The following is an 11,923-nucleotide window of genomic DNA, read 5'->3' as shown; positions in this document are numbered from 1 at the left end:
TAGGTTAAGTTTACCATGTTTTAATGTGAGCTTATAGTTTGAAGACACACTCTAGCACTTATTTGCTTTATTTCGCTTACACGAGGCAATTCCGTCCAGACCATAACAGAATAAGCGCTTGCTGTCGCGGCGGGTGGGGGACGATGGGCCGGCCTCTTCGTACGAATCTTTGTGACTTATGCTTCGCCGGCCCATGCAGGAACTCGCCGCTAGTCGCCCCAATGACGGCTGCGGTATTCAGACGGGGCTGCCCCTGTCACCTTTTTGAACACGCGGCTGAAATAATTCGGGTCCCGGTACCCGACCCGGTAACAGATTTCCTTCAATGACAGCTTGTTTTCTTCAATATACTGGCATGCCTGGGAAATGCGGAGCTGCGTAATGTAGTCGGTGAACGTCGCTCCGGCCTGCTGCTTGAACAATTTGCTGAAATAATACGGACTCAGATGAACCATCCCAGCCACTTCCTCCATCGCGAGCGGCAGATGGAACCGCTCGTGAATTATCGCTCGCGCCTGTTCGATCACCGCATGCGCTTCCCGATCACGGCTCGCCTGCACTAGATGGATGGCTGCATGAAGCGCCTCTTCGGTATGGGCTCCGCTCCGGGTCGCTTCAAGCCGTTCCGGGCGGGAATAGCTTCCGGCTCGGACCGGAACCTGTTCGAAATGAACGGCCGCAGCAGAAGCGGCACCCCGGGCATAGGCTGCCGCGCAAGCCGCCTCCACATACGATTCGCGCAGCTTGTCGATGCCGAACTTCAAGCGCCCGATTCCGATATGGACCGTGCCCTCTGCTGCTTGCCGCAGCATGGGAACAAGCTCCTCTCCCAGCGCGAGCACATCCTCCTTCGCATATTGCGTGCCGTCCTTCAAGCGAACGAAGACTGTCATCTGTTCGTCTATCATCGGACTGACGATACAGGACAGGCGATCGGCCAGCTCATGCCTAACGGTATTGTATACTTTCTCCAGCCGCAAGCGCCAGCTCCCATCCTCGCAAGCCTCATCCGTCCCGGGAGCGGATGCGACAATGACAAGGGCATAACCCATCTGCAGCGGGAACTGCGCCAGTTCGATCAACTGCTGCACATTCCAGTCCCGGACCTGGTCATTCATCAGCATCATCGCCAGCTCGTTCTCAACCAGCGGCATCAACCGCGAGACGGTATCCCGCAAGGCCAGCTCGGTATCACGCTTGCTTCGCTCCTGCTCCAGCTCCTGGACCAGCCGCTGCAAGATGCCGATGATCTGTTCCTTCTTCGCGGGCTTCACAATGTATTCTCTCACTCCCAGGGCAATGGCTTGCTTCGCATAAGCAAAATGATCATAAGCCGTCACCAGCACCATCTTCACCCGGCTGTGGAGCGCCTGGATGTCCTGCAGCGCTTCCAGTCCCTGAATGCCTGGCATCTTCACATCCATCATCACGATGTCCGGACGATGCTCTTCCGCGAGCTCGATCGCCCGGCGCCCGTTGGGCGCATGAATAATATCGAAGCTGTCCGGCATGGCGCGGGTAATAATCAACTCCAGACCTTCCCGTTCCAATGCTTCGTCATCCGCAATTAACAGACGATACATCCGCTTCCACCTCCTCATAAATGGGCAGCCTGAGCCTTACCGTGGTCCCCCTCCCGATCTCGCTCTCCAGTTCCACGATATCCTGCCGGCCATAGAAGAGCTGCAGCCGCTTGAATACGTTCTGCAGGCCGAGCCCGGTCGAACGGTGCGCTTCGCCGCGGGAGCGGGCGTCCGCTTCCCCCTCGCCCAACAGCGAGGCGCGGGTCGCCTCATCCATCCCGGCCCCGTTATCCGCGATGGTCACGGTCACTTCCGTATCCGAGCGGGTAACGGACAAGCGCACGGCCGCCCCTTCTTCCATTCCCTCGACGCCATGGATGAACGCATTTTCGACGATGGGCTGCAGCGACAGGCACGGAATGTACTGTCCCAGCGCCCGCTCCTCGATGCTCATCTCGCAGCGGATGCGCTCGCGGAAGCGCGCCTGCTGAATCGAGAAATATTCCGCAGTGTTGCCCACTTCCTCCCGCAGCGTCACCGGGGTATCCAGCTTGCGCAAATTGTAGCGAAGCAGATTCGAGACGGATACGGTCAAATCACTTGTCCTGTCGGCTCCCTCGATCAGCGCCAGCTTCGATAGCGCATTGAGCGTATTGAACAGGAAGTGCGGGTTGATCTGGCTCTGCAGCGCCCGCAGCTCCAGCTCCTTCACAAGACGCTCCCGCTCCAGATGCTCCATATCCTTGGCAATCAGCTTGCGGATATTGGCCAGCATATGCCGGAACGCCTCGGACAAAATCCGGAATTCATCATCTTGCCGGAACACGGGAGGCGCAATCTGCAGATTGCCCTTCGCGATCTGCTTAGCGGTTCGGACCAGCATATGTATCGGGCGGCTGATGCTCCGCGACAGCCAGATGACGAAGACCATGCTGAGCAGCAAGCTGACCACGAACAAGGCGAGGCCGATCTTGTTCATCTGCTGTGTGTTTTGCAGGATTTGCCGGTAATATGGCTGATAGCTGCTCAGCTCCAGATCAACAAGCGACTGGCCTTGATCCCGAATGAACCCCGCGATTTTTTCCGTATCCTCATACAAGACGGCAAACGACCGCAAGCCGCGCACATCGGTCGCTCCCAGCACCTCCTCCACTTTCTCCAGGAAAGAATCCAGCATATGGTCATAATTCCGGACGGAAATTTCATTGCTGTCCGTCTCCGCCTGCTTGGCCAGGTTGCCCTTCAAAGCGAGCAGTTCTTCCTGCTGGAGTGCCAGCTCGCCGTATGTCGTGTCCTTCTGGTCGATCAAGTAACGGCTGAGCGTGCGAAGATGCTGCTCCGTCTGGTGGGCAATCTGCTTGTACAACAAAATGCGCTCCATCATCATATTGTAGCTCTCCTGGATCGTCCGGCTGCTGAAATAAATAAAATAGGTGACGGCGCTGACGGCGATAGCTTTTTCCAGCAGCATCGTCTGTTCCTCCGGATTGATGCGGAGCGGCCCGGCATATTCCAAGGCAATACCCAGCCGGTTCGCCGCATCTCTCGCCCCTTGCTCGATCATCCGCCAGTACGGATTGTCCAGCTCCTGCGAGATAAGCATGACGTGGGGCTTGCTGGACGCGCCGGTCTCCGTCTCGCTCAGTTGGCGAATCAACGCCTGGTTGCGATAGGTGGATGACATGAACTGCAAGAGCAGATACAGAAAGGACAGGAACAGCAAGACGAGGGCAGCGGCCCATCTCTTATCCGGCATGGCTCATCCCTCCCAACGAAATTGAATACGTTTACAAATTTTGATCATAATGATACGGTCCTCCGCTGGCAATCCAGCAACCGTCTCCAACCCCGGCAAGGATCTAAAAAAGATGACTCCTCGCTGGAAGAAGTCATCTTGCGCCCGCTGAACGGATTGAATTCGTTATCGATTTAGGCGGACTATGCGAACGAAGGCTTTCCTCGATCGACTTCGCCGCTGAGCACCTTCACATATTCTTCGTCCGAGCCTTCGACGGAAGGGCCAATGTAGACAATATCTGCCGAGTTATGCTGACCGCTTCCACGAATGCCTTTCTTCCTGGAACGGCCAAACGGACCTCTTGCCTGGCGGTTAAGCTTGTTGATTCCGGCACTTCCCTTATGCAAGTGAATAGGATGATCGCCCGTCATGCGGAATCACCTCCAATTAAGTGGTCAATGGTTCGCAGCAAATCATTGTTCAGCTGTACAATCGTGGCTAATTCGGGTTCATCAAGCAGCTTCTGCCCGGCAAAATAAACGGACAGCACGTGCTCTCTACCAAGAGGATAGCATAGCACATATACCAGCGCAAGCTCCTCGCGCTTGAAAAAAGACCATTTTCCGTGAAGGAAGACATCTATCACGTAAATTTGATGATCCTTGTCCTGCTGGCGCTCCGCCGCGCTGAACGAGAAAAATTGTCCTCTCCCTACATTACCCGCCACCTGCCCGATCCCATCATGGCCTTGCTTGCGCCATAATGCCGCCCCCGTGACGCGGAACCCTTGCGGAGGCATGATGGAGTTGCGGACCGCCTCATATAGCGCTTCATACCTCTCCTGCGCGCTGGCGGTCGTCAGATTGCGAGTGTATTCCCAAAAAAAGTGAAGCAAGCTTTGCTTCTGGAGCAGCTCGGTTTCTTTGTTCGCTAACAAGCTGCGAGGGTTTTGAAAGAAGCCCTCCTCCTTGATTTTGCGGATCAACTGCTGGCAGGCCACAGACACGGCCGCCTCATGCTTGTTATCCGTCCGCAGCTCATAGCTCAACAGCGTAAGCCCCTGCAAATCGGAGAGCACGTGGAATTCATGGATCGTCTTCCCCTCAATCAGATCGCTGCGTTCCCGGACTTCGCCGGGAATGATGGCGAACACTCTGCCCCGCCCCAGCTTTCCCCAGAAAAGCCCCATCTCGAACAACGTATTGTCCCGTGGAACGAACACATATTTCCCGCGATGCAATGCCACATCATCCGGCGCGAAAACGAAAATACCAAAATCATGCTGTTCAAGTTCTCTCTCCAATGTCTCCATCGTATATTCATTTCCGCCAAAGGCCCCGGCATACCAAGGGGAGACTTGACAGTAATAATTGAGTTGCGAGTGCACAGCAGTCGCGATGTCAATCGCTTCCCTTGATGAGCCGATAAACAAATTCGGTTTCGCAGAAATGGACACAAGCGCAGCTCCTTTATGAACTTGATAGCCCTAATTATACTATGATTTTCCAATTCTGTGTGAGACCAAAGCTATGAATTCGCTTTTTTCATAGGATTCGCTTCAATCGGTCAACGTGTAGAAGATTTTTCCTTGATCTATACTTATGCTGTTGCCATAATTTTTAGCTCACCAAAGGAGACGGCGCAATGAACACTAGCAACCGCTTTGCCCGGCCTCATCTTGCCGATTGCGTGCCCGACCTGGTCGCGACGGCGAGAGGGGACAAAAAGGCAACCCTCGTCATTCAGCACGCGAAGCTCGTCAATGTATGCTCCGGGGAGATACAGGACGAGATGTCCATCGGCGTTCAGGGCTCGCGCATTGCCTTTGTCGGCAAAGATGCAAGTCATATGATCGGCGAAGACACGAAGGTTATTGATGCAGGCGGCCGCTATGTCGCGCCCGGACTGCTCGACGGCCACTGCCATATCGAGAGCAGCCAGATCACGCCGTCGCAATTCGCGCGGGCCGTGCTCGTCACAGGAACGACCGGCGGCTTCTTCGATGCCCACGAGATTACCAATGTTCTCGGCCTGCCCGGCCTGCGCCTGATGCTGGATGAAGCGAGAACGACGCCGCTCGCGGCCTATATGCAGGTCGCTTCCTGCGTGCCGTCGACAGGACCGGAGCTGGAGACCAGCGGCGCTTCGATCGGCCCGGCCGAAGTCGCGGAGGCCTTCACCTGGGGGCCCGATATGATCGCCTTGGGCGAGGTGATGAACTTCCCGGGCGTCGTGTTCAGCGATGAGAAAATGATCGGCGAGATCCAGGCGACCTTGCGGGCGGGGAGAGTTGCGGACGGGCACTATACGTGGCCGGTCGACGACTGGAGAATCTCCGCGTATGCCGCGAGCGGCATTAGCGGCTGCCACGAGAGCGTCAACGCCGAGGATGTCATCGAGCGGGTGCGGCGCGGCATGTACGCGAAGATGAGACGCGGCTCGGCATGGCATGACGTCGCCGAATCGATCAAGGCGCATACCGACCACGGCATCGATACGCGCCGCATGATTCTCGTCACCGACGACCGCAGTCCGGAATCACTGGTGGATGAAGGGCATATGGACTTCGTCGTTCGCCACGCCATCGCCCAGGGCGTCCGTCCGGTTACCGCCTTCCAGATGGCGACCATCAACACGGCGGAGCGCTTCGGCGTCGCGCGCGATGTCGGGACGATCACGCCGGCCTCATTCGCCGACATCATTATCCTCGACGGCAACTTGGCCGACGTCAACGTCGCCATGACGATTGCTGCCGGTCAAGTCGTGGCCGAGAATGGGCCCATGGTCGTGGATCTGCCGGAGTTCAGCTATCCGGAGGAAGCGATCCGTTCGGTGCATCTGACGCGGGAAGTCCGTGCAGACGACTTCGTCATTGCCGCCCCGGCCGCATCCGGCGAGCGGAAGGCAAGAGTGATTCAAGTGCGGGAGAATCATGTCGATACGAAGGAGCAAATGGTTTCCGTCCGCATCGAGGATGGCCGCGTGGCGCTGCGCGTAGAGGACGGCCTGTGCAAAATCGCCGTCATCGAGCGCCATAAAGGAACCGGCAACCAGGCGCTCGGCCTCGTGTCGGACGTCGGCTTCCAGGTTCCGGCCGCCATCGCGACGACCGTCGCCCATGATTGCCACAACCTGATGATAATCGGCAACTCGGACACGCTGATGGCCAAGGCGGCCAACACCGTGGCCGATATGCACGGGGGCATCGCCGTCGTGACAGAGGATGCCGTCGTCAAGCTGCCGCTGCCGGTGGCCGGCCTGATGTCCAATGCGCCGTTCGAGGAAGTCGCCGAGCAATCGCGCGCCATCAGCAAGGCGCTGTATGATGCGGGCTGCACGATGAACTACGCGTTCATGACCCTGTCCCTGCTGGCGCTGATCGTCGTGCCGGAGCTGCGTCTGTCCGATATCGGCCTGATCAAGACGACCGAGCAAGGCTTCGTAGAAGTTCCGTTGTTCGTCGAAGAATAACAAATACTTATGTACGCGACAACAGGCAGCCGTCCCGGGGGATGGCTGCCTGCTTCTCAGGGCGATGCTCCGGCTGTTCCCCCGACGGTATGGCCGTCGCTCTCGCGAATCCATGTCTCGAAGCCGCGTTCCCCGGGCATGCTTTTTTCGCACAGCGCGCTAATCCAAAATTCGAGCCGTCACCATCGCCTTGATCACTCGCTGCCCTTGGACGAACATTTCCACTTCGATCTTGCAGAACCTGCGGCTCAGTTCAATCACCGTTGGAATCATTTCCACGATGTTCTCGATTTCGATCGGCGCCAAATAATAAACGGATGTATGGTCGATCAGCAGATCCTTCTTCTTATGCTGCTTAATCGTACGGGTGACGGCAAGCGTGATCATGCTGCCCAGAATGCCCTCGGAGATGTACCCCATCTGGTTGATCATCGACGTATGAACGGGCCCGCGGAAATAAAGGCTGCCATCGTCGTCCCGAATCTCCTCGAACGCCGACCAGATCTGATCCTCCAGTGTCTCTCCCTTTTGAGGCTGGGAATGAACCGATTGCATCGCTTTCAATATATCCTTGCGGCTAATTACGCCAATCAGCTTCTTCTCCCCGTCAATGACCGGAATCAGCTCAATGCCTTCCCATACCATCATATGGCCTGCCGTCGCTATCGAGGTGTGAGGCATGACCGTAATCGGATTGGGGCTCATTAAATGCTCGATTCGTTCACTGTCGGAAGCGCCGATAATGTCCTTGGCGATAATCATGCCCACCGGCTTGTTCGCATCATCCACCACAGGAAAACGGTTATGATCGGATTCCTCGATCAGCTTTTTCAGATGACCGACCGTGCTGGCTTGGTGGATTGAGGTGAGCGGAATGTCTTTTCTAATAATATCGCCGACCAAAATAATCTGCTTCTTGATCATCCGTTCGGATAAAGCGCGGTTCAGAAGCGCAGCCACCGTGAAGGTGTCGTATTTGCAGCTGATGACCGGAAGCGCCAGTTCGTCCGCCAGCTCGCGAACCTCCGCCGGGGTATCGAAGCCCCCCGTAATAAGCACCCCTGCCCCCAAAGTCAAGGCGCTGTGATGAGCCTTGTTCCGGTTCCCGACAATCAGCAGATTTCCCGGTTCAATGTAGCGGATCATCGCCTCGAGTTGCATGGCCCCGATCACGAACTTGTTCAACGTCTTGTCGAGGCCCGCTGTGCCCCCCAGCACCTCGCCGTCCACCAGACTTCGTATTTCTTCAAAGGTCAATTTGTCGATATGCTGCTGCTCTTTCTTCTCGATCCGTACGGTGCCCGTGCGCTCTCTCGTGCTGACAATTCCCCGGCCCTCCGCTTCCTTGATGGCGCGGTAAGCCGTCCCCTCGCTTACGTTCAACGCCTGCGCGATTTTGCGCACCGAAATGCGCGTCCCGATCTCAAGCTCCTCAATGTATTGGATAATCTGCCCGTGCTTCGTCGTCATTTCGTAAGAATTCATAAGCTATCCCCTCTGTAATATAGCGGAATACTTCTATTATATAGCATGGGGAAAATATTGAAACGGAAGCGGTAAAAGAAAAATTCCAACAGGCCCATCCGCTCCTCGAACAGGCTCTGTTGGAAATCCGCTTGCGGGGTAATCGGCTTGCGGGGCAATTACTCAATCATTGCGGTAGCAATAATAATTGGTAATGAAATAATGCGACAGCGGCAAGGAGGATTGCTGGACTTCCTCGCTGCTCGAATGATAGTACAAGTCCAAAAATACGGGAGACAGCGGATAAAACGCCGTGTACTCCATCGTCTCGTCTGTATCGTGTTCGACCTTGTTCATCGCCATATGCGTGAACCTCCTTATGCGTAATTAGGATAAGTGCATATAACCCGGCCGGGTCAAAAACGGCTCAAACGTATCCGCAACCGTCATATCGCGGAACAAAGAGGCAGCCAGCGTCAGGCGGGAGCCGGGGACTTGCTCTTCGCCCATGCGAAGACGGAGAGTCTCCAGCTCTTCCTGGAAGATTCGATCGAAGAGCTCGACCGTAACTTTGCGCCCATCGTCTAGCACGCCCCGCGGATGGCGAATCCACTGCCACAGCTGGGCTCTCGAAATCTCGGCGGTCGCGGCATCCTCCATCAGATGGTTGATCGGCACCGCCCCCATTCCTCGAAGCCATGCCTCCAAATATTGAATGCCGACCGAAATGTTCATTCTCACGCCAGCCTCTGTAATCGGCCCTTGAGGCACCTCCAGCAAATCCGCCGCGGTGATCTCGCGTTCCGGCAGCTTCCCAAGCTGATTCGGTCCCGGCATATGGGAGTTGAACACTTCCATGGCGACCGGCACGAGACCGGGATGCGCCACCCATGTGCCGTCATGACCGTTCAGCGCTTCCCGCAGCTTATCCTTCCGCACCTTCTCCAGCGCCGCTTCGTTGGCCGCCGGATTGTTTTTGATCGGAATCTGGGCCGCCATGCCCCCGATGCAGTAGGCTTGGCGCCGATGACAGGTCTGGATGGCCAGCAGTGAATAGGCCGTCATAAAAGGCGATTCCATCGTCACGATAGCCCTGTCGGGTAAAATGACGTCCGGGTTGCTCCGGAGCTTTTTGATATAGCTGAAGATGTAGTCCCAGCGCCCGCAATTCAAGCCGGCTGCATGATCGCGCAGCTCGAACAGAATCTCATCCATCTCGAAGGCGGCCAGAATCGTCTCGATTAAGACGGTAGCCTTGATGGTGCCGCGAGGAATGCCCAGCTCCTGCTGCGCGAATTCGAACACGTCATTCCACAGCCTTGCTTCCAGATGGCTTTCCATTTTCGGAAGATAAAAATAAGGGCCGCTTCCCTGCCGAATCAACGTCTTCGCATTATGAAAAAAGTAAAGACCGAAATCGAATAGCGACGCCGAGATCGGCTGTCCGTCGATCAATAGATGCTTCTCTTCCATATGCCAGCCCCGCGGCCGCACCTTGAGCACGGCTGGTTTCTCATTCAGTTCATAGGTTTTGCCCGTCTCGTTCACGAACCGTATCGTCCGGTTCACCGCATCCCGCAGATTGACCTGGCCTTCCAGCGTGTTGGACCAGGTTGGGGAATTGGCGTCCTCGAAATCCGCCATAAACACTTTGGCGCCCGAGTTTAACGCATTGATGACCATTTTGCGATCCCCGGAGGGACCTGTAATTTCCACTCTTCGATCCTGCAAATCGGCCGGGATGGACGCAACCGTCCAATCCGCGTTCCGGACCTGTGCCGTCTCCGCCAAGAAGCCCGGCCACTCCCCTGCATCCAGTCTCTGCTGGCGCTCATCTCTCATGTGAAGCAATTCCTTGCGCCGCTTCCCGAACCGCCTTTCCAACGCGGTCACGAAGTCCAGCGCTTTAGGCGTCAGGATGATGCGATGGGCATCGGAGCTGCAATCCCCTTTCAATTCACGGTCTGACTGGCTCACGTGGTTCATAGGTAGAACCCCCCTTTGTTAAAATAGCAGAAGTGCTAAAATATGGTTCATTAACGGCTGAACTGCTCCTGTTCTGTCGAACCTTCCAGCGCTGTTGTGCTGGCCAGGCCTCCGGCAATTAGCTGGGTCACTTCGTCAAAGTAACTGGCTCCCACTTCCCGTTGGTGGCGGACCGCTTCATAGCCTTCCGCCTCGCTGGCGAATTCCGCTTGCTGCAGCTCGGAGTAAGCTTCCATCCCCCGCTCCTTGTACCCTTTCGCCAGACGGAACATGCTGTGGTTCAATGCATGGAAGCCGGCCAAAGTGACGAACTGGAACTTATAGCCCATGGCGCCAAGCTTCTGCTGGAAGGTGGCAATCTCCTTCTCGCTTAGCTTCCGTTTCCAGTTGAAGGATGGGGAGCAGTTATAAGCGAGCAATTTGCCCGGATACCGGGCATGGATAGCTCGTGCGAATCGTTCCGCCTCCTCCAGATTCGGCTCGGCGGTCTCGCACCAGACCATGTCGGCATAAGGGGCGTAGGCCAGGCCCCGCGATATCGCTTGATCCAGTCCCGCCCTTACATAATGGAAGCCTTCCACTGTACGTGTTCCGGTCAGGAATGGCCGATCGTTGTCGTCGATGTCGCTGGTGAGAAGCTGCGCCGCATTCGCATCCGTCCGGGCAATCAGGACCGTATCCACCCCCATCACATCCGCCGCCAACCTCGCCGCGATCAGATGGCGAATCGCTTGGCCCGTCGGCAGCAGCACCTTGCCGCCCATATGGCCGCATTTCTTCTCTGAGGCAAGCTGATCTTCCAGGTGGACTGCCGCTGCTCCCGCTTCGATCATGGACTTCACGAGCTCGAATACATTCAACGGCCCTCCGAAGCCGGCCTCGGCATCCGCGATGATGGGCGCGAAGAAATCGATGTCATTCTTGCCCTCGGAATGCTGGATATGATCGGCGCGCTGCAGCGCCTGATTGATTCTCTTCACGACATGAGGAACGCTGTTCGCCGGATAGAGACTCTGGTCGGGATACATCTGTCCGGACAGGTTCGCGTCCGCCGCCACCTGCCATCCGCTGAGATAGATGGCCTTCAATCCCGCTTTGACCTGCTGGACGGCTTGGTTGCCGGTCAAGGCCCCCAGCGCATGGATATAATCTTCCGAATGAAGCAGATCCCACAATTTTGCGGAACCCCGCTGGGCCAATGTATATTCGATTTTCACAGACCCCCGCAATCTCAGTACGTCTTCCGGCGAATACGGGCGCCGGATGCCTTGATACCGGGTTCCAGACCAATGCTCCTTCATCTGTCCGAGTTCCGTTCTCCCTGCCTCTCTCATCGTGAATCCTCCTTCATCGCTTTGAATTTCGTTCGATTTCATGCTTCCTGCTCAAGGTAACCGTTGCCGGAGCACCGGCTGCAAGGAAGAATCCCCCTGCCCTCGCATAATGGGCAATCATGATATTCCTGGGTTTCAGCTATCGGGCTCATGCATTTAAAGCAGTCCAAATCGCCATTGCCGCTGCATACGGGACAATCCATACCGTGCACCCCCTCTTAACTGTTATATAACAAAACTGTTTTGTTGATGTCATTATATAACACTGGCAATAACTGTTCAATACTGTTTTCTAAAATTTTTATTGTTATATAACAAAATGGGCAATATACCTTAGATAGAACCCTCACAGCGCTAGAGTAAAGGGCAGAAAATTTCTGCCCCTCCTCATCAAACCGTACGTGAGG

10 protein-coding genes are annotated in these 11,923 nt (G+C 55.9%); 1 reads left to right on the top strand and 9 read right to left on the bottom strand.

All coding sequences use genetic code 11. The annotated features are described in order from the left end of the window. Positions 1-209: 209 nt before the first annotated feature. The 4 genes from DQX05_RS29640 to DQX05_RS29625 form a co-directional block, all read right to left on the bottom strand. A complete protein-coding gene (locus tag DQX05_RS29640; protein ID WP_119796821.1) occupies positions 210-1,583 on the bottom strand; it encodes a response regulator in 1,374 nt (457 codons plus the stop codon). Further along, positions 1,558-3,279, bottom strand: a complete 1,722-nt coding sequence (locus DQX05_RS29635) for a sensor histidine kinase (protein ID WP_310735707.1) — start codon at positions 3,277-3,279, stop codon at positions 1,558-1,560. Before DQX05_RS29635 ends, DQX05_RS29640 begins: the two co-directional genes overlap by 26 nt. A 182-nt stretch (positions 3,280-3,461) precedes the next feature. Then, the gene (locus DQX05_RS29630) at positions 3,462-3,692 is read right to left on the bottom strand and encodes a cupredoxin domain-containing protein (RefSeq protein ID WP_119796820.1); all 231 of its coding nucleotides are present in this window, start codon (positions 3,690-3,692) and stop codon (positions 3,462-3,464) included. Next, positions 3,689-4,717 carry a TIR domain-containing protein gene (locus tag DQX05_RS29625; RefSeq protein WP_119796819.1) on the bottom strand — a complete coding sequence of 343 codons (1,029 nt, stop codon included), beginning with the start codon at positions 4,715-4,717 and terminating at the stop codon, positions 3,689-3,691. Before DQX05_RS29625 ends, DQX05_RS29630 begins: the two co-directional genes overlap by 4 nt. A gap of 188 nt (positions 4,718-4,905) precedes the next feature. Between DQX05_RS29625 and DQX05_RS29620 the strand changes: the two genes are divergently transcribed. Beyond that, positions 4,906-6,732, top strand: a complete 1,827-nt coding sequence (locus DQX05_RS29620) for an adenine deaminase (RefSeq protein WP_119796818.1) — start codon at positions 4,906-4,908, stop codon at positions 6,730-6,732. Between the two features lie 159 nt (positions 6,733-6,891). On the opposite strand, the gene DQX05_RS29615 is transcribed toward DQX05_RS29620, so the two are convergent. From DQX05_RS29615 to DQX05_RS31550, 5 genes are all read right to left on the bottom strand, one after another. Next, the gene (locus DQX05_RS29615; protein WP_119796817.1) at positions 6,892-8,217 is read right to left on the bottom strand and encodes a DRTGG domain-containing protein; all 1,326 of its coding nucleotides are present in this window, start codon (positions 8,215-8,217) and stop codon (positions 6,892-6,894) included. 162 nt (positions 8,218-8,379) lie between these two features. After that, the gene (locus DQX05_RS29610) at positions 8,380-8,559 is read right to left on the bottom strand and encodes a hypothetical protein (RefSeq protein ID WP_119796816.1); all 180 of its coding nucleotides are present in this window, start codon (positions 8,557-8,559) and stop codon (positions 8,380-8,382) included. 24 nt (positions 8,560-8,583) lie between these two features. Next, complete coding sequence (aceB, locus tag DQX05_RS29605; protein WP_119796815.1) at positions 8,584-10,182, bottom strand: malate synthase A; 1,599 nt, start codon at positions 10,180-10,182, stop codon at positions 8,584-8,586. A gap of 50 nt (positions 10,183-10,232) precedes the next feature. Next, a complete protein-coding gene (gene aceA, locus DQX05_RS29600) occupies positions 10,233-11,516 on the bottom strand; it encodes an isocitrate lyase (RefSeq protein WP_119796822.1) in 1,284 nt (427 codons plus the stop codon). Positions 11,517-11,734: 218 nt separating this feature from the next. Beyond that, positions 11,735-11,923 (bottom strand): hypothetical protein (locus tag DQX05_RS31550; protein WP_220483314.1); only part of this gene is annotated, 189 nt, incomplete at its 5' end.

Origin of the sequence: Paenibacillus thiaminolyticus, assembly GCF_003591545.1 — a bacterium.
GTDB classification, from domain to species: domain Bacteria; phylum Bacillota; class Bacilli; order Paenibacillales; family Paenibacillaceae; genus Paenibacillus_B; species Paenibacillus_B thiaminolyticus_A.
The sequence above is the reverse complement of the archived record's forward strand: the minus strand, read 5'-3'. Positions and strand labels throughout refer to the sequence as shown.